27 protein-coding genes are annotated in these 24,514 nt (G+C 55.3%); 20 read left to right on the top strand and 7 right to left on the bottom strand.

Annotated features, from left to right (window positions below):
* Positions 1 to 37: 37 nt before the first annotated feature.
* The 8 genes from cvpA to hisP all read left to right on the top strand — a co-directional run bounded on the left by cvpA (position 38) and on the right by hisP (position 7,086).
* Positions 38 to 526, top strand: coding sequence for a colicin V production protein (gene cvpA, locus ACOTX5_RS03590; protein WP_000262116.1), 489 nt, complete (start codon positions 38 to 40; stop codon positions 524 to 526).
* Positions 527 to 559: 33 nt separating this feature from the next.
* Positions 560 to 2,077: an amidophosphoribosyltransferase gene (gene purF / locus ACOTX5_RS03585; protein WP_006811407.1), complete on the top strand. Its 1,518-nt coding sequence runs from the start codon at positions 560 to 562 to the stop codon at positions 2,075 to 2,077.
* A gap of 89 nt (positions 2,078 to 2,166) precedes the next feature.
* The gene (locus tag ACOTX5_RS03580; protein WP_015572254.1) at positions 2,167 to 2,736 is read left to right on the top strand and encodes a UbiX family flavin prenyltransferase; all 570 of its coding nucleotides are present in this window, start codon (positions 2,167 to 2,169) and stop codon (positions 2,734 to 2,736) included.
* A gap of 290 nt (positions 2,737 to 3,026) precedes the next feature.
* Positions 3,027 to 3,809: a lysine/arginine/ornithine ABC transporter substrate-binding protein ArgT gene (gene argT / locus ACOTX5_RS03575; protein WP_003861418.1), complete on the top strand. Its 783-nt coding sequence runs from the start codon at positions 3,027 to 3,029 to the stop codon at positions 3,807 to 3,809.
* 226 nt (positions 3,810 to 4,035) lie between these two features.
* The gene (hisJ, locus tag ACOTX5_RS03570) at positions 4,036 to 4,818 is read left to right on the top strand and encodes a histidine ABC transporter substrate-binding protein HisJ (RefSeq protein ID WP_003861421.1); all 783 of its coding nucleotides are present in this window, start codon (positions 4,036 to 4,038) and stop codon (positions 4,816 to 4,818) included.
* Positions 4,819 to 4,906: 88 nt separating this feature from the next.
* Positions 4,907 to 5,593: a histidine ABC transporter permease HisQ gene (locus tag ACOTX5_RS03565; protein WP_015572256.1), complete on the top strand. Its 687-nt coding sequence runs from the start codon at positions 4,907 to 4,909 to the stop codon at positions 5,591 to 5,593.
* The gene (locus tag ACOTX5_RS03560) at positions 5,590 to 6,303 is read left to right on the top strand and encodes an ABC transporter permease (protein WP_003861424.1); all 714 of its coding nucleotides are present in this window, start codon (positions 5,590 to 5,592) and stop codon (positions 6,301 to 6,303) included. The genes ACOTX5_RS03565 and ACOTX5_RS03560 overlap by 4 nt, the downstream gene beginning before the upstream one ends.
* A gap of 9 nt (positions 6,304 to 6,312) precedes the next feature.
* Positions 6,313 to 7,086 carry a histidine ABC transporter ATP-binding protein HisP gene (gene hisP, locus ACOTX5_RS03555; protein WP_003861426.1) on the top strand — a complete coding sequence of 258 codons (774 nt, stop codon included), beginning with the start codon at positions 6,313 to 6,315 and terminating at the stop codon, positions 7,084 to 7,086.
* Positions 7,087 to 7,226: 140 nt separating this feature from the next.
* Here hisP and ACOTX5_RS03550 read toward each other — a convergent pair whose 3' ends face one another.
* The 4 genes from ACOTX5_RS03550 to yfcG form a co-directional block, all read right to left on the bottom strand.
* On the bottom strand, positions 7,227 to 7,727 hold the full coding sequence (locus ACOTX5_RS03550) for a GNAT family N-acetyltransferase (RefSeq protein ID WP_017383443.1): 501 nt from the start codon (positions 7,725 to 7,727) through the stop codon (positions 7,227 to 7,229).
* Between the two features lie 44 nt (positions 7,728 to 7,771).
* Positions 7,772 to 8,665, bottom strand: a complete 894-nt coding sequence (locus tag ACOTX5_RS03545; RefSeq protein ID WP_032648963.1) for a TIGR01777 family oxidoreductase — start codon at positions 8,663 to 8,665, stop codon at positions 7,772 to 7,774.
* Between the two features lie 13 nt (positions 8,666 to 8,678).
* Positions 8,679 to 9,047: a dihydroneopterin triphosphate 2'-epimerase gene (gene folX / locus ACOTX5_RS03540; RefSeq protein WP_003861432.1), complete on the bottom strand. Its 369-nt coding sequence runs from the start codon at positions 9,045 to 9,047 to the stop codon at positions 8,679 to 8,681.
* A 75-nt stretch (positions 9,048 to 9,122) separates the two neighbouring features.
* Positions 9,123 to 9,752 carry a GSH-dependent disulfide bond oxidoreductase gene (gene yfcG, locus ACOTX5_RS03535; protein ID WP_003861434.1) on the bottom strand — a complete coding sequence of 210 codons (630 nt, stop codon included), beginning with the start codon at positions 9,750 to 9,752 and terminating at the stop codon, positions 9,123 to 9,125.
* 140 nt (positions 9,753 to 9,892) lie between these two features.
* Here yfcG and yfcF point away from each other — a divergent pair, with 140 nt between their 5' ends.
* Genes yfcF through yfcD form a run of 3 tightly spaced genes read left to right on the top strand, consistent with a single transcriptional unit; the run spans position 9,893 to position 11,767 of the window.
* Positions 9,893 to 10,537 (top strand): glutathione transferase, encoded by a 645-nt coding sequence (gene yfcF / locus ACOTX5_RS03530; protein WP_017692996.1) that lies wholly within the window; start codon positions 9,893 to 9,895, stop codon positions 10,535 to 10,537.
* A gap of 56 nt (positions 10,538 to 10,593) precedes the next feature.
* Complete coding sequence (gene yfcE / locus ACOTX5_RS03525) at positions 10,594 to 11,145, top strand: phosphodiesterase (protein WP_003861437.1); 552 nt, start codon at positions 10,594 to 10,596, stop codon at positions 11,143 to 11,145.
* Between the two features lie 55 nt (positions 11,146 to 11,200).
* Positions 11,201 to 11,767: an NUDIX hydrolase YfcD gene (gene yfcD, locus ACOTX5_RS03520; protein WP_045910703.1), complete on the top strand. Its 567-nt coding sequence runs from the start codon at positions 11,201 to 11,203 to the stop codon at positions 11,765 to 11,767.
* A 3-nt stretch (positions 11,768 to 11,770) separates the two neighbouring features.
* Here the strand turns inward: yfcD and ACOTX5_RS03515 are convergent, their stop codons facing one another.
* Complete coding sequence (locus tag ACOTX5_RS03515; RefSeq protein ID WP_017383439.1) at positions 11,771 to 12,790, bottom strand: LacI family DNA-binding transcriptional regulator; 1,020 nt, start codon at positions 12,788 to 12,790, stop codon at positions 11,771 to 11,773.
* A 236-nt stretch (positions 12,791 to 13,026) separates the two neighbouring features.
* On the opposite strand from ACOTX5_RS03515, the gene ACOTX5_RS03510 reads away from it, so the two are divergent.
* From ACOTX5_RS03510 to ACOTX5_RS03490, 5 genes are all read left to right on the top strand, one after another.
* Positions 13,027 to 13,470 carry a PTS sugar transporter subunit IIA gene (locus ACOTX5_RS03510; protein ID WP_045910704.1) on the top strand — a complete coding sequence of 148 codons (444 nt, stop codon included), beginning with the start codon at positions 13,027 to 13,029 and terminating at the stop codon, positions 13,468 to 13,470.
* A gap of 79 nt (positions 13,471 to 13,549) precedes the next feature.
* Entirely contained in the window at positions 13,550 to 13,822 is a 273-nt protein-coding gene (locus ACOTX5_RS03505; protein WP_045910705.1) for a PTS sugar transporter subunit IIB, read from the top strand.
* Between the two features lie 21 nt (positions 13,823 to 13,843).
* Positions 13,844 to 15,235: a PTS ascorbate transporter subunit IIC gene (locus tag ACOTX5_RS03500; protein WP_017383437.1), complete on the top strand. Its 1,392-nt coding sequence runs from the start codon at positions 13,844 to 13,846 to the stop codon at positions 15,233 to 15,235.
* A complete protein-coding gene (locus ACOTX5_RS03495; RefSeq protein ID WP_045910706.1) occupies positions 15,232 to 16,062 on the top strand; it encodes a transketolase in 831 nt (276 codons plus the stop codon). The genes ACOTX5_RS03500 and ACOTX5_RS03495 overlap by 4 nt, the downstream gene beginning before the upstream one ends.
* A complete protein-coding gene (locus ACOTX5_RS03490; protein ID WP_015572265.1) occupies positions 16,055 to 17,008 on the top strand; it encodes a transketolase family protein in 954 nt (317 codons plus the stop codon). The genes ACOTX5_RS03495 and ACOTX5_RS03490 overlap by 8 nt, the downstream gene beginning before the upstream one ends.
* 108 nt (positions 17,009 to 17,116) lie before the next feature.
* Here ACOTX5_RS03490 and pta read toward each other — a convergent pair whose 3' ends face one another.
* Both pta and ackA read right to left on the bottom strand, forming a co-directional pair.
* Positions 17,117 to 19,258 carry a phosphate acetyltransferase gene (gene pta, locus ACOTX5_RS03485; protein ID WP_045327763.1) on the bottom strand — a complete coding sequence of 714 codons (2,142 nt, stop codon included), beginning with the start codon at positions 19,256 to 19,258 and terminating at the stop codon, positions 17,117 to 17,119.
* A gap of 75 nt (positions 19,259 to 19,333) precedes the next feature.
* On the bottom strand, positions 19,334 to 20,536 hold the full coding sequence (ackA, locus tag ACOTX5_RS03480; RefSeq protein WP_015572267.1) for an acetate kinase: 1,203 nt from the start codon (positions 20,534 to 20,536) through the stop codon (positions 19,334 to 19,336).
* A gap of 337 nt (positions 20,537 to 20,873) precedes the next feature.
* Here ackA and yfbV point away from each other — a divergent pair, with 337 nt between their 5' ends.
* The 4 genes from yfbV to ACOTX5_RS03460 all read left to right on the top strand — a co-directional run bounded on the left by yfbV (position 20,874) and on the right by ACOTX5_RS03460 (position 24,495).
* Positions 20,874 to 21,329, top strand: coding sequence for a terminus macrodomain insulation protein YfbV (gene yfbV / locus ACOTX5_RS03475; RefSeq protein ID WP_039270294.1), 456 nt, complete (start codon positions 20,874 to 20,876; stop codon positions 21,327 to 21,329).
* 92 nt (positions 21,330 to 21,421) lie between these two features.
* Positions 21,422 to 21,916, top strand: a complete 495-nt coding sequence (locus tag ACOTX5_RS03470; RefSeq protein WP_003861461.1) for a YfbU family protein — start codon at positions 21,422 to 21,424, stop codon at positions 21,914 to 21,916.
* Between the two features lie 11 nt (positions 21,917 to 21,927).
* Positions 21,928 to 22,587 carry a sugar phosphatase gene (locus tag ACOTX5_RS03465; RefSeq protein ID WP_003861463.1) on the top strand — a complete coding sequence of 220 codons (660 nt, stop codon included), beginning with the start codon at positions 21,928 to 21,930 and terminating at the stop codon, positions 22,585 to 22,587.
* A gap of 75 nt (positions 22,588 to 22,662) precedes the next feature.
* On the top strand, positions 22,663 to 24,495 hold the full coding sequence (locus tag ACOTX5_RS03460; protein ID WP_045910707.1) for an SLC13 family permease: 1,833 nt from the start codon (positions 22,663 to 22,665) through the stop codon (positions 24,493 to 24,495).
* Positions 24,496 to 24,514: the final 19 nt, after the last annotated feature.

The raw sequence follows: 24,514 nt of genomic DNA, 5'->3' as shown, positions 1-24,514 counted from the left end.
CGAACTGGATGACAGGGCGTTTAATCGTGGGACACATATGGTCTGGATTGATTACGCCATCATTGCGGTGATTGGTTTTTCCTGTCTGGTTAGCCTGATCCGTGGCTTTGTTCGTGAAGCGTTATCGCTGGTAACCTGGGGTTGTGCTTTCTTTGTTGCCAGTCATTACTACACTTACCTGTCTGTCTGGTTCACGGGCTTTGAAGATGAACTGGTCCGAAACGGAATCGCCATCGCGGTGCTGTTTATCGCGACGCTGATTGTCGGCGCTATCGTCAATTACGTGATAGGTCAGCTGGTCGAGAAAACCGGTCTGTCAGGAACGGACAGGGTGCTCGGCATCTGTTTCGGCGCGTTGCGAGGCGTGCTCATTGTGGCCGCGATCCTGTTCTTCCTGGATACCTTTACCGGGTTCTCCAAAAGTGAAGACTGGCAAAAATCGCAGCTCATTCCGGAGTTCAGCTTCATCATCAGATGGTTCTTTGACTATCTGCAAAGCTCGTCGAGTTTCTTGCCCAGGGCATAAACCCTGAGATGTGGCTTAACGAGGAAAAGACGAATGTGCGGTATTGTCGGTATCGCCGGTTTCATGCCGGTAAACCAGTCGATTTATGACGCGTTAACGGTGCTTCAGCACCGTGGGCAGGATGCTGCGGGTATCATCACCATTGATGCAAACAACTGCTTCCGTTTACGCAAGGCGAATGGCCTGGTAAACGATGTGTTTGAAGCCCGCCATATGCAGCGTCTGCAAGGTAATATGGGGATCGGTCACGTTCGTTATCCTACTGCTGGCAGTTCCAGCGCCTCTGAGGCTCAGCCTTTTTACGTTAACTCCCCGTATGGCATCACGCTTGCCCACAATGGCAATCTGACCAACGCCCACGAGCTGCGTAAAAAGCTGTTCGAAGAGAAACGTCGCCACATTAACACCACCTCTGATTCTGAAATCCTGCTCAATATCTTTGCCAGCGAACTGGATAACTTCCGCCATTATCCGCTGGAAGCAGACAACATTTTTGCCGCCGTTGCCGCGACTAACCGCCTGATCCGTGGCGCGTACGCTTGCGTAGCGATGATCATCGGTCACGGCATGGTGGCCTTCCGCGATCCAAACGGCATTCGCCCGCTGGTGCTCGGCAAACGTGACCTCGGCGATGGCCGTTCCGAGTACATGGTTGCCTCTGAGAGCGTGGCGCTGGACACTCTGGGCTTCGAATTCCTGCGTGATGTCGCGCCAGGCGAAGCGGTCTACATCACTGAGAAGGGCCAGCTGTTTACCCGTCAGTGCGCCGACAACCCGGTGAGCAACCCGTGCCTGTTCGAATACGTTTACTTCGCGCGTCCGGACTCGTTCATCGACAAGATTTCCGTTTACAGCGCGCGCGTCAACATGGGGACGAAGCTGGGCGAGAAGATTGCCCGCGAGTGGGACGATCTCGACATCGACGTCGTGATCCCAATCCCTGAAACCTCCTGTGATATCGCGCTGGAAATTGCCCGTATTCTGGACAAGCCGTATCGTCAGGGCTTCGTGAAAAACCGCTACGTAGGCCGCACCTTTATCATGCCGGGCCAGCAGCTGCGTCGTAAGTCCGTACGTCGTAAGCTGAACGCTAACCGTGCCGAGTTCCGCGACAAGAACGTGCTGCTGGTGGACGACTCCATTGTGCGCGGCACGACGTCTGAGCAGATCATCGAGATGGCGCGTGAGGCCGGGGCGAAGAAAGTGTATCTCGCCTCCGCAGCGCCGGAAATTCGCTTCCCGAACGTGTATGGCATTGATATGCCAACCGCTAACGAGCTGATTGCTCACGGTCGTGAAGTAGACGAAATCCGCCAGATCATCGGTGCCGACGGCCTGATTTTCCAGGATCTGAACGATCTGATTGACGCGGTGCGCGCCGAGAACCCGGATATTCAGCAGTTCGAATGCTCGGTATTCAATGGGATCTACGTGACCAAAGATGTTGACCAGCAGTATCTCGACTATCTGGATTCGCTGCGTAACGACGATGCGAAAGCCGTCCAGCTGCAAAACGATCTCGAAAGCTTAGAGATGCACAACGAAGGTTGATGCGTATGCAGGTGAGGGCGTTCGCCCTCACTTGCAACTCCCCGTAAAATCCTGCACAGTCTGCCCTGAAATCAGCAAGGGCGAAAATCATGAAACGACTCATTGTAGGGATCAGCGGTGCCAGCGGCGCGATTTATGGCGTCCGGCTGTTACAGGTGCTGCGTGACGTTGCAGGCGTAGAAACCCATCTGGTGATGAGCCAGGCGGCGCGTCAGACCCTCTCTCTTGAAACCGATCTCTCTCTGCGCGACGTTCAGGCCCTGGCTGACGTTGTCCACGATGCCCGCGATATCGCCGCCAGCATCTCTTCGGGCTCGTTCAAAACGGCCGGCATGGTTATTTTGCCCTGTTCGATTAAAACCCTCTCCGGCATTGTAAACAGCTATACCGACACGCTGGTGACGCGTGCGGCGGATGTGGTGCTGAAAGAGCGTCGTCCTCTGGTGCTCTGCGTGCGGGAAACGCCGCTGCATCTGGGACATCTGCGTTTAATGACGCAGGCAGCCGAACTGGGGGCCGTGATTATGCCGCCGGTCCCCGCGTTCTATCATCGTCCGCAAACGCTGGACGATGTCATCAACCAGACCGTTAACCGCGTACTGGATCAGTTCGATATCGACCTGCCGGAAGATCTCTTTACCCGCTGGCAGGGGGCGTGAAGCTGTGCACAAACAAGGTGCATGAAAAGACAATTTGCCCTGTTTCAGGGCAAAACTGCAACCGCGATCATATCCTCGACATTTAATTCGCTTTTTCCCTTTTTCTCTTTCCGGTTCGTTCGGCAGACCTGCTATCTTTCACCATTAAGGCAGTATCGCAACGTTTTATTAACATATTTAACGTCGTAGTTTTAACCCGACGACAATGTGGCATAAGACCTGCAAGAACAGCCTGCAACACAACACACAACATAAACCATAATAAAATCACGGTTCTTGAGGGTAAATGTATGAAGAAGACGGTTCTGGCTCTGTCTTTGCTCGTGGGCTTGAGTGCAGCAGCAAGTAGCTATGCAGCGCTTCCACAGACAGTTCGTATCGGTACAGACGCAACCTACGCGCCATTCTCCTCCAAGGATGCGAAAGGCGATTTCGTGGGGTTTGATATCGATCTGGGAAATGAGATGTGCAAACGCATGGAAGTGAAATGCACATGGGTGGGCAGTGACTTTGACGCGCTGATCCCGTCGCTGAAAGCCAAGAAAATTGATGCCATTATCTCTTCTCTCTCCATCACGGAAAAACGTCAGCAGGAGATCGCCTTCTCTGAGAAGCTCTACGCTGCCGACTCACGTCTGATTGCCGCGAAAGGCTCGCCAATCCAGCCGACCATCGACTCGCTGAAAGGCAAACATGTTGGCGTGCTTCAGGGCTCGACCCAGGAAGGTTTCGCCAATGCTAACTGGCGCGAGAAGGGCGTCGATGTGGTGGCTTACCAGAACCAGGATCTGATCTACTCTGACCTTGCGGCAGGCCGTCTGGATGCGGCGTTTCAGGATGAAGTCGCCGCGAGCGAAGGCTTCCTGAAACAGCCTGCGGGTAAAGAGTACGCCTTTGCCGGCCCGTCGGTAAAAGACAAAAAATACTTTGGCGACGGTACTGGTATTGGCCTGCGTAAGGATGATACCGAGCTGAAAGCCGCCTTCGACAAAGCGTTTAATGAGCTGCGTAAAGACGGTACCTACGACAAACTGGCGAAGAAATACTTCGATTTCAACGTCTACGGTGATTAATGCCTGAATGAGGTGCACTGAAGTGGTGCATCCCGGCAGGGTTATGTTCCAGTATGGTGCATGTGTTGCACCATACTGGATCGCTGTGTGCATAGTTAAGCATTTATAATGCAAAAATTCCCGTTCAAAGGCATTAATCTTTGCCTGAATGAGGGGATTAATGGCACATTAACAACACCCCGTCGTCGTAAAAATCTCGTATTAAGACAGTTTGTTGAGGACAGATATGAAAAAACTGGTGTTGTCACTTTCTCTGGTACTGGCTTTTTCCAGCGCCACCGCGGCATTCGCAGCAATTCCGCAGAAAATTCGTATTGGAACTGACCCAACCTATGCGCCTTTCGAATCGAAGAATGCGAAGGGGGAACTAGTCGGTTTTGACATTGATCTGGCTAACGAGCTGTGCAAACGCATTAAAGCGCAATGTACCTACGTTGAAAACCCGCTGGATGCGCTGATCCCGTCCCTGAAAGCGAAGAAAATTGACGTGATCATGTCCTCCCTGTCCATCACAGAAAAACGTCAGCAGGAGATTGCCTTCACGGACAAACTCTATGCGGCAGATTCCCGTCTGGTGGTGGCCAAATCCTCTGACATTCAGCCAACCCTTGAATCTCTGAAAGGCAAACGCGTGGGCGTGTTGCAGGGTACGACGCAGGAAACCTACGGCAACGAGCACTGGGCGCCAAAGGGGATTGAAATTGTCTCTTACCAGGGCCAGGAAAACATCTACGCAGACCTCACGGCAGGCCGCATTGACGCGGCATTCCAGGATGAAGTGGCGGCAAGCGAAGGCTTCCTGAAACAGCCTGTGGGTAAAGATTACAAGTTCGGCGGTCCGTCCATTAAGGACGAAAAACTCTTTGGCGTCGGTACCGGTATGGGCCTACGTAAAGAAGACAACGAACTGCGTGAAGCCCTGAACAAAGCGTTCGCCGAGATGCGTGCGGACGGCACCTATGACAAGCTGGCGAAAAAGTACTTCGATTTTAACGTTTACGGCGGCTAATCGCCCCGTCTGATAACGTGCGGCCCCTCCCGTTGCGGGAGGGGAAAAGACACGGTTCCACCACTCACGAGACGACAGGGCACGCGGTATGCTGTACGGATTTTCTGGCGTTATTTTACAGGGCGCGCTTGTCACCCTTGAGCTGGCTATCAGCTCCGTGGTGCTGGCGGTGCTGATAGGCCTGGCGGGCGCGGGGGCAAAATTATCCGCCAACAGACCGCTGGCGCTGATATTTGAAGGCTATACCACGCTGATTCGCGGCGTGCCTGACCTGGTGCTGATGCTGCTGATCTTTTACGGCCTGCAAATCGCACTTAACGGCGTGACGGATGCCATCGGCATGGAGCAGATCGATATCGACCCGATGGTGGCCGGTATTATTACCCTTGGTTTTATCTACGGTGCCTATTTCACTGAGACTTTCCGCGGCGCTTACATGGCCGTGCCGAAAGGGCATATTGAAGCGGCGACCGCCTACGGTTTTACCTCCTCACAAACGTTTCGCCGGATCATGTTCCCGGCCATGATGCGCTACGCGCTGCCGGGCATCGGTAACAACTGGCAGGTTATTCTCAAGGCTACGGCGCTGGTCTCCCTGCTGGGTCTGGAAGATGTGGTGAAGGCCACGCAGCTGGCGGGTAAAAGCACCTGGGAACCGTTCTATTTTGCGGTGGTCTGCGGCGTAATTTATCTGGTCTTTACGACCGTCTCCAATGGTGTGCTGCTTCTGCTCGAACGTCGCTACTCCGTGGGTGTGAAGAGGGCTGACCTGTGATTGAGATTATTCAGGAGTACTGGAAATCCCTGCTGTGGACGGATGGCTACCGCTTTACTGGCGTGGCCATCACGCTGTGGCTGCTGATCTCCTCGGTGGTAATGGGCGGCATTCTGGCGGTGTTTCTTGCCATTGGCCGCGTGTCGAACAATAAATTTATCCAGTTCCCTATCTGGCTATTCACCTACGTGTTTCGCGGTACTCCGCTGTACGTGCAACTGCTGGTGTTCTATTCCGGGATGTACACGCTGGAGATCGTGAAAGGCACCGAGATGCTGAACGCGTTCTTCCGCAGCGGTCTGAACTGTACGGTGCTGGCGCTGACCCTCAATACCTGCGCCTATACCACCGAGATCTTCGCCGGGGCCATCCGTTCTGTGCCGCACGGTGAGATCGAGGCGGCGCGCGCGTACGGCTTCTCGTCCGTGAAGCTCTACCGCTGTATAATTCTGCCTTCGGCGCTGCGTATTGCGCTGCCGGCCTACAGCAACGAAGTGATTTTAATGCTGCATTCGACGGCACTGGCGTTTACCGCCACGGTACCGGATCTGTTAAAGATTGCCCGCGATATTAACTCTGCCACCTACCAGCCGTTTACGGCGTTTGGCATTGCGGCAGTGCTCTATTTGATCATTTCTTACGTCCTGATCAGCCTATTCCGTAAGGCTGAAAAACGCTGGTTGCAGCATATAAAACCGTCGACGCACTGAGAATTTATGATGGCTGAGAACAAATTAAACGTAATTGATTTGCACAAGCGCTACGGCGAACATGAAGTGCTGAAAGGGGTGTCGCTGGAGGCTAACGCGGGCGACGTGATCAGTATTATCGGCTCATCAGGTTCGGGTAAAAGTACCTTCCTGCGCTGCATCAACTTCCTCGAAAAGCCGAGCGAAGGATCGATTGTGGTGAGCGGACAGAACATTAATATGGTCCGTGATAAAGACGGCCAGCTTAAAGTGGCGGATAAAAACCAGCTGCGCCTGCTGCGTACACGCCTGACGATGGTGTTCCAGCACTTCAACCTCTGGAGCCACATGACGGTGCTGGAGAACGTGATGGAAGCGCCGGTTCAGGTGCTCGGCTTAAGCAAGCAGGAAGCCCGCGAGCGTGCGGTCAAATACCTGGCGAAAGTGGGTATCGACGAGCGGCAGCAGATCAAATATCCGGTGCACCTGTCAGGGGGGCAGCAGCAGCGTGTTTCTATCGCCCGTGCGCTGGCGATGGAGCCGGAAGTGTTGCTGTTTGACGAACCGACTTCCGCGCTGGATCCTGAACTCGTTGGCGAAGTGCTGCGCATCATGCAAAAGCTGGCGGAAGAGGGCAAAACGATGGTGGTGGTGACGCACGAGATGGGCTTCGCCCGTAACGTTTCTAACCACGTTATCTTCCTGCATCAGGGGAAAATTGAAGAGCAGGGTCATCCGGATGAGGTGCTGGCGAACCCGCAAAGCCCGCGGTTGCAGCAGTTCCTGAAAGGCTCGTTGAAGTAGGTTTGGCCTTTCTCCCTCTCCCTGTGGGAGAGGGCCGGGGTGAGGGCATCAGGCCGCAGAGCCGCCCAATTGCCCGGTGGCGCTTCGCTTACCGGGCCTACAAACCCGGTAGGCCGGGCAAACGCAGTGCCGCCCGGCATTCAACACTCCAGCCGATACACCCAGTCGTCATACCGTACGCCTTTAATCTCGTACGCCTTCTCCAGCACCTGCGTGCGCACAAAACCCGCTTTCTCAAGGACCCGCACCGACCCAACGTTATCTGCCAGCACGTACGCGTTTATCGCCTTCACGCCCGTCTGGTTAAATGCATACTCGCACACCGCGTGCAGCGCCTCGCTGGCAATGCCTTTTCCCTGCGCGGCAGGCACAACCGTGTAGCCAATATCCGCCTCTTCACGGTTCGCCGCACTGATTTGCAGGCCGATATCCCCGAGCGGCGTAACGTCGTTATGCAGACGGATCACAAAGACATGCTCCGCCATCAGGCGCGCGGCAAATACGCGGCGCGTCTCTTTTTCCGGCGTGATAGCGGCCATATAGCGCATGATGGCGGGGTCTTCACGCAGAGAGCGGAAGAACGCCCAGTCAGAAGGTTCGAAAGGGGTGAGGTGAAGCCGGGTTGTGGTAATGGTTGCCATAGTTACGCCATCTCATCCAGACATGGCGTATAACTCTAACATATTCACTGCACCACATCCCCCAGCGCCTCTTCCAGGTCATACCAGCGGAACGTGAACCCGGCCGCTTCCAGCCGTTTTGGCAGCGCGCGTTGCCCGCCCAGCACCAGCACCGAAGACTCACCCATCAACAGACGAATCGCCGTTGCAGGCACGCGCAGCACCGCCGGGCGATGCAGGGCATGCCCCAGGGCATGAGCAAATTGTTCATTACGTACGGGGTAAGGGGATACCATGTTAAATGGCCCGCGCAGATCGTTATCCAGCAGCCAGAGAATGCCGTTGACCATATCCTCGATATGGATCCACGCCAGATACTGACGACCATTGCCGATGGGCCCGCCAAGCCCCATTTTAAACGGCGGCAGCATTTTACCGAGAATACCGCCCTTCGGCGCAAGTACCACGCCGGTGCGCAGCAGGCAGACGCGGGTACGATCGCTTTGCGCCGCGCAGGCGATGCGCTCCCACTGGGCGCAGAGTTTATGGGTAAACTCGTTGTGCGGCGGCTCCTCTTCGGTCACCACCACTTCACCGAGATCGCCATAGTAGCCTGTAGCAGAGCCGGAAATCAGCACCGAAGGCGGCGTCTCGCTGTTGCGAATCAGCTCAACCAGCCTTTCGGTCATGTTCCAGCGGCTGCTGCATAAACGCTGTTTTTGCTCTTCGGTCCAGCGTTTATCGGCGATAGGTTCGCCAGCAAGGTTGATGACGGCGTCAAAGCCGTTCAGATCCTGCCTTTCCGCCAGGCCTTTCCAGATCTCAACGCCGACGCCCAGCACTTGGCGCGCTTTCTCCGGGCTGCGCGTGACCACGGTAATGTCGTGATGCAACGCCTGCAAACGTGGAATGAGATGGCGACCAATCAGGCCCGTACCGCCGGTGAGCAGGATCTTCATACAACCTCCAGGTTTACGCCTGGCGCTGCCAGCTTAACGTCATGGAGACGGAGTCGGCGTAGCGCAGGGCGTGAAGTTTATCGATCTCCACTTCAGCATAAGTGACCCAGTGGTGTTCGCGTGCGATGTCGAGCACATCCTGAGTTAATTTTTCCAGTAGCGCAAAACGGTTGTTCTCAACGTACTGGATGATGCTTTTGGTGATCGTGCGATAGTTCAGCGCGTCATTGATGTCCTCGCTGGCACGCGCCTTGTCTGCCGGGTAGTGGATCACTACATTCACCACGATATCCTGGCGATTCGCGATCTCCTCCTCTTTGATACCAATGAACGTGCGTAAGCGTAAGTTTTTTATACGAATAATAGCGTCATGCTGGGACATTGCAGGTCTTCTCCGTGTCAGTATTTTCACCTCATCATACATGAGGAAAACACCTGCACCCAACGGGGCGCAGGCTCAAATCTGATGGATTTTTTGCATGGCGCGTTCGGTGGCCGGGCGCGTCCGGATGCGCTCAAACCAGTTGTTCACTGCCGGATAAGTGGCCAGATCGATCCGGTGGCGTTCATGGGTGTTAATCCACGGCCAGCAGGCGATATCTGCAATGCTGTAATGCTCACCTCCCAGCCACGGTGATTTTTCCAGCCGACGGTTCAGGACCCCGTACAGGCGCTGGGTTTCGACCTGATATCGCTCAATGGCGTAAGGGATCGTCTGCGGCGCATAGGCGGTAAAGTGGTGATTCTGCCCCAGCATTGGCCCCAGGCCGCTCGACTGCCAGAATAACCATTGCAGCGTGTGATGACGCTCGCGCAATTCACCGCTCAGGAGCTTGCCGGTTTTCTCTGCCAGATAGAGCAAAATCTCTCCAGACTCAAACAGGCTTAACGGTTTGCCGCCGTCAGAAGGCAGGTTATCAATGATGGCCGGAATTTTATTGTTGGGCGATATGGCCAGAAAAACGGGGCGGAACTGGTCGCCTTTACTGATATCCACGCGAATGATCCGGTAGTCCACTTCGGCTTCTTCGAGAAAGAGGGTGATCTTATGGCCATTAGGGGTGGGGGCATAATAGAGATCTATCATTCTCAACTCCTGTCAGTGCGAATAGTGTTGCCATAAAAAATCAGTATAGGTGCTTGTTGTAAATCGTGAGTTTTCATCAAGTGACAGCGAGGCAAAGAGATTATATGTTGAGTGAAAACCGATCAGCCGATGAGGATGTTATGAGCCAGCCTGTAATAACGTTGTGGTCCGATGCGAACTTTTTTTCTCCTTATGTCATGAGCGTTTATGTGGCGCTGGCAGAAAAGGGGCTTACTTTTAGTCTGAAAACCGTCGACCTGGACAGCGGCGAACATCTGAAGCCCCAGTGGCAGGGCTACGCGCTCACTCGCCGAGTCCCTGTGCTGGAGATCGACGGTTTTGAGTTGAGTGAATCCTCGGCGATTGACGAGTATCTTGAGGACCGCTTTGCCCCGCCAGAGTGGGAACGCATCTATCCTCACGATCTGCAAAAGCGCGCCCGCGCTCGCCAGATCCAGGCATGGCTGCGTAGCGACCTGGTGCCGATTCGCACAGAACGCTCTACGGACGTGGTGTTCGCTGGCGTCAAAAAGCCCGCCCTCAGCGAGGAAGGCTTATCCAGCGCCCGGAAGCTGATCGAAACTGCCTCATCGCTGCTGGCGCAGGGTAACCCCAACCTGTTTGGCGAGTGGTGTATTGCCGACACCGATCTGGCGCTGATGCTCAATCGCTTGATCCTCAATGGCGATGACGTCCCACAGCTGCTGGTGGATTACGCCACATTCCAGTGGCAACGCGCGTCGGTACAGCGCTATCTGGCACTCTCTGCTAAGCGCGCGGGCTGATAAGACGGGGCGCTTGAGGTATGATAGGGGCAGTCTGAATTCCTAAGGAGTAACTGATGAAACTGATGTTTGCGTCGGATATTCATGGATCGCTGCCCGCGACCGAACGCGTGCTTTCTCTGTTCGCCCAAAGCGGAGCGCAATGGCTGGTGATCCTGGGCGACGTGTTAAACCACGGCCCACGCAATGCGTTGCCGGAAGGCTACGCTCCCGCGCAGGTGGCGGAAAAACTTAATCATTTTGCCTCGCGCATTATCGCCGTTCGCGGCAACTGTGACAGCGAAGTTGACCAGATGCTGCTGAATTTTCCCATCACCGCTCCCTGGCAACAGGTGTTGATGGAAAACAGCCGTTTGTTCCTGACCCACGGGCACCTGTTCGGCCCGGATAACCTGCCGTCACTCGCCGCTGGCGATGTCCTGGTTTATGGTCATACTCATATTCCGGTGGCGGAAAAACGCGGGGCGTTTTATCACTTTAATCCCGGGTCTGTCAGCATTCCTAAAGGCGGCAATCCGGCAAGCTACGGCATGTATGAAGACGGGACATTAAGCGTTATCGCACTTAATGATCAGCAAGTTATTGCGCAGATAGCGATTAATCCGTAAGTTACACCACAACTGCAAACGCGCCGAAAGAGCGCTTAGACGAGAAGGTTTCCCGATGGTGGAGCAGAATCATTTGGCAAGTACTGAGTGGGTTGACATTGTCAGCGAAGAGAATGAAGTGATCGCGCAGGCCAGCCGCGAACAAATGCGTGCGGAGCGTCTGCGTCACCGCGCGACGTACATCGTTGTTCATGACGGCATGGGCAAGATTCTGGTCCAGCGTCGCACCGACACCAAAGATTTTCTTCCTGATATGCTGGATGCCACAGCGGGTGGCGTTGTGCAGGCCGATGAAGTATTGCTGGATTCCGCGCGTCGTGAAGCGGAAGAAGAGTTAGGTATCGCTGGCGTGCCGTTTGCCGAGCACGGGCAATTTTATTTCGAAGATGAACATTGTCGCGTCTGGGGCGGGCTGTTCAGCTGCGTTTCCCACGGACCTTTCGCCTTGCAGGAAGAGGAAGTGAGCGAAGTGTGCTGGATGACGCCGGAAGAGATCACTGCGCGTTGCGACGAGTTCACGCCAGATTCCCTTAAAGCACTGGCGCTGTGGATGACCCGCAACGCCAAAAACGAATCCGCTAAACCGGAAAATAAGGCGGAAAAAGAGGAAGAGGCTGAGTAAGCCTTAACAGCTTTCCCGCAGACACAGGCTGGACGCGATGGGTTTATGATCGCGCCAGTCTCCGTCATTCAGACGTTCCAGTAACGCTTTCCCGGCTTCAATCCCAATCTTGCGATGCGGTACTGCCATCGTTGTCAGCGGCGGCTGGCAGACGCGGCTGACGTCGCTGTCGCCAAAGCCCACGACCGCTAAATCGTCCGGCACTTTGATGCGCCGACGCTGGCACTCATACAGCGCGCCGCAGGCCAGTTCATCTGATACGCACACCAGCGCATCCAGTTCCGGCCACGCCAGCAGGAACTCTGGCAGTTGTGCCGCGCCGGTGGAGAAGTTCGGCGGCATGGCGGCATTAATCACTCTGTTCGGCGACAGGTGGTGGCGCAGCATCGCCTTGTACCAGCCCTGCAAATGCTGCTGAAAAATCCACTGCTCCTGGTTAGCGCACAGCAGGCCGATATTCTGGTAGCCACGCTGAATCACCATCTCGGTAAGTTCATACATGGCGGCGACGTTATCAATCCCGATATTCATATCAATCGGATCGGCACGCATTGCACCCATTTCCATCACCGGGATAGAGGCGTTTTTCAGCCAGTGGCGTACGGTATCGGAGTGCTCGACGCTGAGCAGTATCGCCGCGGCGATATTCGAGGCCAGCAGCGTTTCAAGCAGTTTCTCTTCCTGTTCAAGACGATGCTGAGATTCCGCCAGCATGATCTGATATCCGGCTGGCTGGAGCACCTGCTGTAGTCCGGCGAACATCTCGGAACAGCCAGCTTCGGAAAGGTTGGGAACAACCATCGCAATCGTCCATGACGACGCCGATGCCAGTGCGCTGGCGGCAAGATTGGGCATATAACCCAGCTCCTGCACCGCGGCTTCAATTTTTTCACGCAGTTTATCGGAAACCTGTTCGGGCGTGCGGAGGGCACGGGAAACAGTCATCGTGCCTACGCCGGCAAGCTGTGCGACATCCGCGAGCGTTACTTTTCCGGTACTGCGCCGTTTTCGGGTTAAAGACATACATCTTCCTGCTGACAGGACGCGATTCAGTTTCATCCTTCATTTTACGTGACAGGCAGTATACGCCTTAAATCCCTTTTTTTGCTGTGATTTCGCACCATGATAGCAATTTGATAGCGCTATCACAGTTCTGCATGTTAGTCGTTGGTAGCGCTATCTTTGTGATCGCGATCGCAGTCATTGATTGATGGGTTGAATAGAGTTTGCCCATGTCTGGTCTTTAGCGGGAGTGAAAAATGCTCAAAAAGTGGATATATGATACAACCATCATCCTACAGGATAGCGTTGAAAGCTGGCCCCAGGCGCTGGAACTGTGCGCGAAACCGCTGCTGGATTTGCAGGTCATTGCGCCGGAATATGTTACGGCTATCATCGAGCAGCACTACACGTTAGGTCCCTACTATGTGCTGGCTCCAGGGCTGGCAATGCCACATGTGCGACCGGAAGAAGGGGCGAAAGGACTTGGCCTGTCATTATTAAAACTAAAACAGGGCGTCTCTTTTGGTGCCGGTGAGTTTGACCCCGTCGATGTGATTGTGATGCTGGCGGCGCCGGACAAGCATAGCCATATCGAAATGATCTCGGCCTTAGCGGAATTATTTTCCAGCGACGAAGATATGGCTGAATTACATCGGGCGAATACGCTGGAGGAGATAAAAACCATCATCGATCGCTTCTGATTTAATTATTTAATCCGATTCATCTCAACATTACGCGTCAGCGTGATGGGGCGTACTCTACTCAAAAAAGGGGATAACAATGAAAATCATGGCTATTTGCGGCTCCGGCCTGGGCAGCAGTTTTATGGTCGAAATGAATATTAAAAAGGTGCTCAAAAAACTGGAAATTGAGGCAGAGGTTGAACATTCCGATCTCTCCTCGGCCACGCCAGGCGCGGCGGACCTGTTTGTAATGGCGAAAGACATTGCCGCCAGCGCCAGCGTGCCGGAAAGCCAGCTGGTGGTGATCAACAATATCATCGATACCAACGAACTCGAAGCGCAGCTGCGCGCCTGGTTCGAAAGACAATAATCCTGATAAGGCGAGGTGGATATGTTTATCCTTGAAACGCTGAATTTCGTTGTTGATATTTTAAAAGTCCCTTCAGTACTGGTCGGGTTAATTGCCCTGATTGGTCTTGTGGCGCAGAAAAAAGCCTTTTCGGATGTGGTAAAAGGCACAATTAAAACCATTCTCGGCTTTATTGTACTGGGCGGCGGCGCAACCGTGCTGGTGGGCTCTTTAAATCCGCTCGGCGGTATGTTTGAGCACGCCTTTAATATTCAGGGCATTATTCCCAACAATGAAGCTATTGTGTCGATTGCCCTGGAAAAATATGGCGCTTCCACCGCGCTCATTATGGCCTTCGGGATGGTGGCGAATATTATTGTTGCGCGCTTTACCCGCCTGAAATACATCTTCCTCACCGGGCATCACACCTTCTACATGGCATGCATGATTGGCGTGATCCTGACGGTTGCAGGCTTCGAGGGGGTCGGGCTGGTCTTTACCGGTTCGTTGATCCTCGGCCTGATTATGGCCTTCTTCCCGGCGATTGCGCAGCGCTATATGAAGCGTATTACCGGCAACGATGAGATCGCCTTCGGTCATTTCGGCACGCTGGGCTACGTGCTGTCCGGCTGGATTGGCAGCAAGGTCGGCAAAGGCTCGCGCTCCACCGAAGAGATGAACCTGCCGAAGAACCTTAGCTTCCTGCGTGACAGTTCAATCTCCATCTCCCTGACCATGATGATTATCTACCTGATCATGGCGGTGAGCGCCGGACGTGAGTACGTAGAGGCCACCTTCAGCGGCGGCCAGAACTACCTGGTGTACGCCATCATTATGGCCATCACCTTCGCGGCAGGCGTGTTCATCATCTTGCAGGGCGTGCGCCTGATTCTGGCGGAAATCGTCCCGGCCTTTACCGGCTTCTCGGAAAAACTGGTGCCCAATGCGCGGCCTGCGCTGGACTGCCCGGTGGTTTACCCGTATGCGCCAAACGCGGTGCTGATTGGCTTCCTGTTTAGCTTCCTCGGCGGGATTGTGGGCTTGTTCATCTGCGGTCAGTTTAGCTGGGTGCTGATCCTGCCGGGAGTGGTGCCGCACTTCTTCACTGGCGCAACGGCAGGCGTGTTTGGTAACGCCACCGGCGGACGTCGCGGGGCGATGATTGGCGCGTTTGCTAACGGCCTGCTGATCACCTTCCTCCCGGTCCTGCTGCTGCCTGTTCTGGGCGCAATTGGCTTTGCGAATACGACCTTCTCGGACGCTGATTTTGGTGCGGTCGGGATTGTGCTGGGCAACCTGGCACGCTTCCTGTCGCCGCTTGCCATCACCGGACTGGTTGTTGTGTTGTTCGCGCTGCTGGTGGCCTACAACGTCTTCGCTAAAAACAAACCTGCCAGCGGTAACGCGCAGGAAAACCCCGGAGCCAAATCATGAATGAGAATGAAATAACCGACCTGGCGCGTCAGATCCGCCTTGAGACGCTGAAATCCCTTACGCAGCTGGGTTTTGGTCACTACGGCGGCAGTATGTCAGTCGTTGAAACGCTGGCCGTTCTGTACGGCGCGGTGATGAAAATTGACCCGGCCGATCCGGACTGGCCAGAGCGCGATTACTTTGTGCTGTCGAAAGGCCATGCGGGGCCGGCGCTGTACAGCACGCTGGCGATTAAGGGCTACTTCCCGATTGAAGAGCTGAACACGCTGAACCAGAACGGGACGCGTCTGCCAAGTCACCCGGATCGCCTGAAAACACGCGGCGTGGATGCCACCACCGGTTCACTGGGGCAGGGGATCTCCATCGCTGGCGGCATGGCGCTGTCGCACAAGCTGGCAGGAAGGCCAAACCGGGTGTTTTGCATCGTTGGCGACGGAGAACTGAATGAAGGGCAGTGCTGGGAAGCCTTCCAGTTTATCGCTCACCATCGACTTAACAACCTGACGGTATTCGTGGACTGGAACAAACAGCAGCTCGACGGTGAACTGGACGAAATCATCAGCGCCTTCGACCTGGAAGGCAAATTCCGCGCCTTTGGTTTTGACGTGGTGACGGTGAAAGGGGATGACATTCCGGCGCTGCTGGAGGTGACCGCGCCGATCCCTGAGGCCGATGCGCGTCCGCGGGTGGTGATCCTCGACAGCATCAAAGGGCAGGGGGTGCCATACCTGGAACAGCTCAGCAACTCGCATCACCTGCGATTAACCGAGGAGAGCAAAGCGGCGCTTAACGAGACGATTCGCCAACTGGAGGCTTCACATGATTAAGGTTGCACCGACAGGACAGAAAGATGCCGTTGAGATGCGTAAGGTCTACGCGGGTTTTGTGGCAAAACAGATTGAGGCCGGGAGCGAGATCATTGCGCTCGAAGCGGATCTGATGAGTTCGATGGCGATGGACGGCGTAGCGCGTGATTATCCACAGCACGTTATCAACTGCGGCATTATGGAGGCCAACGTGATTGGGACGGCCGCCGGGCTGTCGCTCACCGGACGTAAGCCGTTCGTCCATACCTTTACCGCCTTTGCCAGCCGTCGCTGCTTCGACCAGCTGTTTATGTCCCTGGACTACCAGCGCAATAACGTGAAGGTGATTGCCTCGGATGCGGGCGTGACGGCCTGCCACAACGGCGGGACGCATATGTCGTTTGAGGATATGGGCATCGTGCGCGGTCTGGCGCATTCAGTGGTGCTGGAGGTGACCGATGCGGTGATGTTCGAAGATGTGCTGCGTCAGCTTATCGACCTGGAAGGCTTTTACTGGGTGCGGACCATCCGTAAACAGGCGCCGAGTGTGTATGCCCCGGGGTCAACCTTCACCATCGGCAAGGGCAACGTGCTGCGCGAGGGAACCGATATTACCCTGATTGCTAACGGCATTATGGTGGCGGAAGCGCTGGAGGCGGCGCGCCAGCTGGAGCAGGAGGGGGTAAGCGCAGCGGTCATCGACATGTTTACCCTGAAGCCCATCGATCGGATGCTGGTGAAAAACTATGCCGAGAAAACCGGGCGTATTGTGACCTGCGAAAATCACAGCATTCACAACGGGCTGGGGTCGGCGGTGGCGGAAGTGCTGGTGGAAACCTGTCCGGTGCCTATGCGGCGGGTGGGGGTGAAGGAACGATATGGTCAGGTGGGAACGCAGGACTTCTTGCAAAAGGAGTATGGCCTGACGGCACATGACATTGTGTCGGCGGCGCGGGAGCTGCTGTAATAAAAAAGGCGACCATTTGTGGTCGCCTCTCTTGCCGGATGGCGCTTCGCTTATCCGGCCTACAAAACCGTAGGCCCGGTAAGCGCTAGCGCCACCGGGCTTTTTAGCTTACTGCTGCTGCGAAGACTGGATCGCGGTCAGCGCGATGGTGTAGACGATATCGTCAACCAGCGCACCACGGGACAGGTCGTTCACAGGTTTGCGCATGCCTTGCAGCATTGGCCCGATGGAGATCAGGTCTGCTGAACGCTGTACCGCTTTATAGGTAGTGTTACCGGTGTTCAGATCCGGGAAGATGAACACGGTAGCGCGACCTGCAACCGGCGAGTTCGGCGCTTTGGATTTCGCCACGTCAGCCATTACCGCGGCATCGTACTGGAGCGGGCCGTCGATCATCAGATCCGGACGTTTTTCCTGTGCAATGCGGGTTGCTTCACGGACTTTCTCTACGTCACTACCTGCACCAGAGGTACCGGTGGAGTAGGAGAGCATCGCGACGCGTGGTTCAATACCGAAGGCAGTTGCGGAGTCCGCAGACTGGATAGCGATTTCTGCCAGCTGCTCTGCGGTTGGGTCCGGGTTGATCGCGCAGTCGCCGTAAACGTAAACCTGTTCAGGCAGCAGCATGAAGAACACGGAGGAGACCAGAGAGCTGCCCGGTGCGGTTTTGATCAGCTGCAACGGTGGGCGGATGGTGTTCGCGGTGGTGTGAACCGCACCGGAAACCAGACCGTCAACTTCGTCCTGCTCCAGCATCAGCGTACCCAGCACCACGTTGTCTTCCAGCTGCTCACGCGCAACGGCTTCGGTCATGCCTTTGTTCTTACGCAGCTCAACCAGACGGGCAACGTAGCTTTCGCGGACCACGTCAGGATCAACGATTTCGATGCCCGCGCCAAGCTCAACGCCCTGCGACGCCGCAACGCGGTTGATCTCATCCGGGTTACCCAGCAGCACACAGGTCGCGATACCGCGCTCTGCACAGATGGCCGCCGCTTTAACGGTACGTGGTTCGTCGCCTTCTGGCAGAACCACGCGTTTGCCCGCTTTACGCGCCAGCTCGGTCAGCTGGTAACGGAAGGCTGGAGGAGACAGACGACGGCTGCGCTCGGAAGTCGCCGTCAGGGATTCGATCCAGTCTGCGTTGATGTAGCCCGCAACGTATTCCTGAACTTTCTCGATACGCTCGTGGTCATCAACCGGCACTTCGAGGTTGAAGCTTTGCAGGCTCAGGGAGGTCTGCCAGGTGTTGGTGTTCACCATGAAGACTGGCAGGCCAGTGGCGAACGCACGTTCGCACAGCTTGCTGATACGCGCGTCCATTTCGTAGCCGCCGGTCAGCAGAATGGCACCGATTTCCACGCCGTTCATCGCCGCCAGGCAGGCAGCGACCAGCACGTCCGGACGGTCTGCGGAGGTTACCAGCAGGGAACCTGCACGGAAGTGCTCCAGCATGTGTGGAATGCTACGTGCGCAGAAAGTTACGGACTTCACGCGGCGGGTGTTGATATCGCCTTCGTTGATCACGGTGGCGTTCAGGTGACGCGCCATATCGATTGCACGGGTGGCAATCAGATCGAAGCTCCATGGCACCGCGCCCAGAACAGGCAGCGGGCTGGAATCCTGCAACTTAGCCGGGTCAACTTTGATGACTTTCGCTTTGGAAGAGTCGTCAAAAATTTCGGACAGGTCAGGACGCGTACGGCCCTGCTCATCTACTGGCGCGTTCAGCTTGTTAACAATCACGCCGGTGATGCTGGTGTTTTTCGCACCGCCGAAGCTGCTGCGCGTCAGTTCGATACGCTCTTTCAGCTGCTCTGGGGTATCCGTGCCCTGAGACATCACGAAAACGATCTCTGCGTTCAGGGTTTTCGCGATTTCAAAGTTCAGAGACTGGGCAAACTGGTGTTTACGGGTCGGGACCAGGCCTTCAACCAGCACCACTTCCGCGTCCTGCGCGTTTGCGTGGTAGTTGGCAATGATCTCTTCCATCAGCACGTCTTTCTGGTTGCTGGAGAGCAGAGATTCAACGTGGCTCATCTTCAGCGGTTCAGCCGCTGGCAGATTGGAGTTCTTGCGAACGATGGTGGTGGTCTGGTCTGGCGCATCGCCACCGGCACGTGGCTGGGCGATAGGCTTAAAGACGCTCAGACGAACGCCTTTGCGTTCCATAGCGCGGATCACGCCGAGGCTGACGCTGGTCAGGCCGACGCTGGTTCCGGTAGGGATCAGCATAATAGTACGGGACACGGTTTATCCTCTTTCGTTACCGCCGCGTTGGGCGGGTTACAAAACAGCACCGCCAGCATTGCTGGCGGTGTGGAATCAGGCAGTCAGGCGGTGCGCGTCTTGCGCGATGACCAGCTCTTCGTTAGTTGGGATAACGATAGCAGGGCGGGTGCCTTCTTTGTTGATGAAGCCAGACTTGCCGAAGCGGGCAGCCAGGTTACGCTCATGATCAACTTCGAAGCCCAGAACGCCCAGTTTGCCCAGGGACAGTTCACGTACCATTGCCGCGTTCTCACCGATACCGCCGGTGAAGATAACAGCATCCAGACGGCCTTCCATCAGCGCGGTGTAAGAACCGATGTACTTCGCCAGACGGTGGCAATAAACGTCCATTGCACGTTTAGCGTCAGCTTTTTCTGCGTAGTTGTCTTCAACGTAACGGCAGTCGCTGGTGACCTCGGTCAGGCCCAGCAGGCCAGACTCTTTGGTCAGCATTTTGTTGATATCGTCAACGCTCATGCCCAGGGTGTCGTGCAGGTGGAAGATGATCGCCGGGTCGATATCACCGGAACGGGTACCCATCACCAGACCTTCCAGCGGGGTCAGACCCATAGAGGTGTCAACACACTTACCGTTGCGGATAGCGGAAACAGAACCACCGTTACCCAGGTGGCAGGTGATGATGTTGACTTCTTCAACCGGCTTGTTCAGCACTTTTGCGGCTTCCTGAGTCACATAGAAGTGGCTGGTGCCGTGGGCGCCGTAACGACGGACGCCGTGCTCTTTGTACAGGCTGTATGGCAGGGCATAGAGGTAAGACTCTTCCGGCATGGTCTGATGGAACGCGGTATCAAACACGGCCACGTTTTTGTCTTTCAGACTCGGGAAGGATTTCAGTGCTTCAGCGATACCGATCAGGTGAGCCGGGTTATGCAGCGGTGCGAAAGACGCAGAGTCTTTGATACCCTGGATCACGGAGTCGTCGATTACCACGGAACTGGTGTATTTTTCGCCGCCGTGGACGATACGGTGACCAATTGCGGTCAGCTGAGCAGACAGTTCTGGTTTTTGTGCCAGAATAGTGTTAACGATAAAGTTCAGCGCTTCACTGTGAGCGGCGCCTGCACCTAAAGCCGCTTCTTGTTTGCTGCCGTCCATCTTCCACTTGATACGTGCTTCAGGCAGATGGAAACATTCGGCCAAACCAGAGAGGTACTCGTCACCGTTGAGCGCATCGATGATGGCGAATTTCAGTGAGGAGCTACCGCAGTTCAGAACCAGTACTAACTTACTCGACATGGAAGTACCTATTATTGATACGTGGCTAAAAAAACGTCAGTGAGTCTAAAAGCGTAACGCATGCTGACCCAGACATTTATGATTAACATCATGCCAAACAAACATTCTGGCAGGATGGAAGAAATACCTATGATTTTAAGCCATTTTGAACATTTTTCAGACAATGGCATAATATGCGATAATTTGACGAGTTAACGCTTATCGTCTACGGCCCTATCAGGCTGGCACAGGATACCCGATACGGGGTAGCGATGACAAAATATTTTGAACGTTGTCATAGCCTGTTGTGGTTTTGCACGAAAATTTTAATTTTTATATGTGAAGTTGAGGTACAGCCATGTCGACACCCGAAATCCCGTCCGTGAACTTTTTTAGTCTGTTTCGTCGGGGACAGCATTACGCAAAGACATGGCCGATGGAAAAGCGCCTCGCGCCCATGTTTATTGAAAATCGCACTATTCGCGCCACGCGCTATGCGATTCGCTTTATGCCCCCGATTGCCGTTTTTACCCTGTGCTGGCAGATAGCGTTAGATGGACAGCTTGGCCCTGCCGTCGCGACGGCGCTTTTTGCGTTAAGCCTGCCGATGCAGGGGCTATGGTGGTTAGGCAAACGTTCCGTCACGCCACTTCCGCCTTCTGTTTTACACTGGTTTTATGAAGTGCGTGGAAAACTGGAGGAGGCGGGCCAGGCGCTGGCACCGGTTGAAGGCAAGCCAGACTATCAGGCGCTGGCGGATACCCTCAAGCGTGCGTTTAAACAGCTTGATAAAACATTCCTCGATGACTTGTGATTGATCATCGAAACGACGACCAAAAGAAGGCACAGTAACAATCAGTTACCGTGTCTTTTTTTTACAGTGCAATGCGCTACAGGAGTCGAAAGATGGAAATGACCCATGCTCAACGTCTGATTTTGTCTAACCAGTACAAGATGATGACTATGCTTGATCCCGATAACGCTGCGCGCTACAGCCGCCTGCAAACCATTGTTGAACGTGGTTTTGGCTTGCAGATGCGCGAACTGGATCGCGAATTTGGCGAACTGAAAGAGGAAACCTGCCGTATCGTTATCGACATCATGGAGATGTACCATGCGCTGCATGTGTCCTGGACCAATCTGAAGGACCAGCAGACCATTGACGAGCGCCGCGTGACGTTCCTGGGCTTTGATGCTGCGACGGAAGCGCGCTATCTGAGCTATGTACGCTTTATGGTGAATACCGAAGGGCGTTACACCCATTTTGATGCGGGTACGCACGGCTTCAACGCCCAGACCCCGATGTGGGATAAGTATCAACGTATGCTGAGCGCGTGGCACGCCTGTCCGCGTCAGTACCATTTAAGCAGCAACGAAATTCAACAAATCATTAATGCCTGACGGAGGTGTGTGTGCAGTGTAAAGGTTTTCTGTTTGATCTGGACGGTACGCTGGTGGATTCGCTACCGGTGGTGGAGCGCTCGTGGTGCCACTGGGCCGACCGGCATGGCATCGACCATCAGGACGTACTGAATTTCATCCATGGCAAACAGGCCATTACCTCATTGCGGCACTTCCTTGCGGGACGTTCTGAGGAAGAGATTCAGGCGGAGTTCCGCTATCTTGAGCAGATTGAAGCTACCGATACCGAAGGCATCACCGCGCTGCCCGGTGCGCGTGAACTGCTTGAGCACCTGAATGAAGCGCAGATCCCGTGGGCTATCGTCACCTCCGGCTCGGTTCCCGTCGCGCATGCCCGTCATAAGGCGGCAGGTTTACCGACGCCGGACGTCTTCATTACCGCTGAGCGCGTGAAGCGCGGCAAGCCTGAACCGGATGCGTTTCTGCTCGGCGCAGAACTGCTTGGCCTTGCGCCAGCGGAGTGCGTGGTGGTGGAAGACGCGGCGGCAGGCGTGCTGGCCGGGCTGAACGCCGGAAGCCACGTCATTGCCGTTAACGTCCCGGCGGGTTCCCCCCGGCTGGAAGAGGCGGATTTCGTGCTTAACACCCTGACCGCCATCGACGTCTCGAAGGCGTCAGACGGAGTTGTAACCGTCTCGCTAAAAATGTAATCCCATGATATAGCCCCGCATTACCGGGGCTTTTTTATGGCAGAATTGCTTCTCCTCCACTGACAAGGACATGTTGTGAACGGTGAACTGATTTGGGTCCTGAGCCTGCTGTTAATCGCCATCATTCTTTTTGCCACGGGCAAGGTGCGCATGGATGCCGTCGCCCTGTTTGTGATTGTCGCATTCGTTCTGAGCGGTACCCTTTCCCTGCCGGAAGCCTTTTCCGGGTTTAGCGATCCCAACGTTATTTTAATTGCCGCCCTGTTTATTATTGGCGACGGGCTGGTACGCACCGGCGTGGCGACGATGATGGGGTCGTGGTTGGTTAAGGTGGCGGGCAGCAGCGAAACCAAAATGCTGATTTACCTGATGCTGACGGTCGCCGGGCTGGGCGCGTTTATGAGCTCTACGGGCGTTGTGGCCATCTTTATTCCGGTCGTGCTGAGCGTCTGCATGAGGATGCAGATCTCCCCGTCGCGGCTGATGATGCCGTTGAGCTTCGCCGGGCTCATCAGCGGCATGATGACGCTGGTCGCAACGCCGCCGAACCTCGTCGTGAACAGCGAACTGATCCGTGAGGGGCTTGAGGGGTTTAGCTTTTTCAGCGTTACGCCGATCGGGCTGGTGGTACTGGTTATGGGCATTATCTATATGCTATTGACCCGTTTCGCGCTGAAAGGGGAGAAGCAGGATAAAGCCAAAGAGGGCTGGAAGCGGCGCTCTTTCCGCGATCTGATTAAAGAGTATCGTCTGACCGGGCGTGCCCGACGTCTGGCTATCCGCCCGGGATCGCCTATGGTGGGGCAGCGGCTGGATGACCTTAAGCTACGCGAACGCTATGGCGCGAACGTCATCGGGGTTGAGCGCTGGCGTCGTTTTCGTCGGGTGATCGTTAACGTGAACGGGGTGTCAGAGTTTCGCGCGCGTGACGTCCTGCTGATTGATATGTCCACCGCAGACGTGGATCTGCGGGAGTTTTGTAGCGAGCAGCTGCTGGAGCCGATGGTCCTGCGCGGCGAGTATTTCTCTGACCAGGCGCTGGATGTGGGAATGGCCGAGGCGTCGCTGATCCCGGAATCGGAGTTATTGGGCAAAACCGTGCGTGAAATCGGCTTTCGTACCCGCTATGGCCTCAACGTGGTGGGCCTGAAGCGCGATGGCGTAGCCCTTGAAGGGGCGGTGGTGGATGAGCCGATCCTGCTGGGGGATATCTTCCTCGTGGTCGGCAACTGGAAACTGATTAGCCAGCTCGGGCAGAAAGGCCGCGATTTTGTGGTGCTGAATATGCCGATTGAAGAGAACGATGCATCACCGGCGCACAGCCAGGCGCCCCATGCGATTTTTTGCCTGGTATTGATGGTCGCGCTGATGCTGACGGACGAGATCCCTAACCCGGTGGCGGCGATAATCGCCTGTCTGTTAATGGGCAAATTCCGCTGTATTGACGCCGAAAGCGCTTACAAAGCGATTCACTGGCCGAGCATCATTCTCATCGTCGGGATGATGCCCTTCGCCCTGGCGCTACAGAAAACCGGCGGGGTGGATTTGATCGTGAAAGGCTTAATGGACGCGGGCGGGGGATATGGTCCGTACCTGATGATGGTTTGCCTGTTCGTCATGTGTGCCACCATCGGTTTGTTCATCTCCAATACCGCAACGGCGGTGCTGATGGCGCCCATTGCGCTGGCGATGGCAAAATCGATGGGCGTTTCGCCGTATCCGTTTGCGATGATGGTTGCGATGGCGGCGTCCGCGGCATTTATGACGCCGGTCTCTTCCCCGGTCAATACGCTGGTGCTGGGGCCCGGGAATTATAGGTTCAGTGATTTCGTGAAGCTGGGTGTGCCGTTCACCGTGCTGGTGATGGTGGTGTGCGTGGTATTGATACCGGTCCTGTTTCCGTTCTGAGCATTTTGCCGGGTGGCGG

Origin of the sequence: Enterobacter cloacae complex sp. IR5441, from assembly GCF_049238215.1 — a bacterium.
Taxonomy (GTDB): Bacteria; Pseudomonadota; Gammaproteobacteria; order Enterobacterales; family Enterobacteriaceae; genus Enterobacter; species Enterobacter hormaechei_C.
The sequence above is the reverse complement of the archived record's forward strand: the minus strand, read 5'-3'. Positions and strand labels throughout refer to the sequence as shown.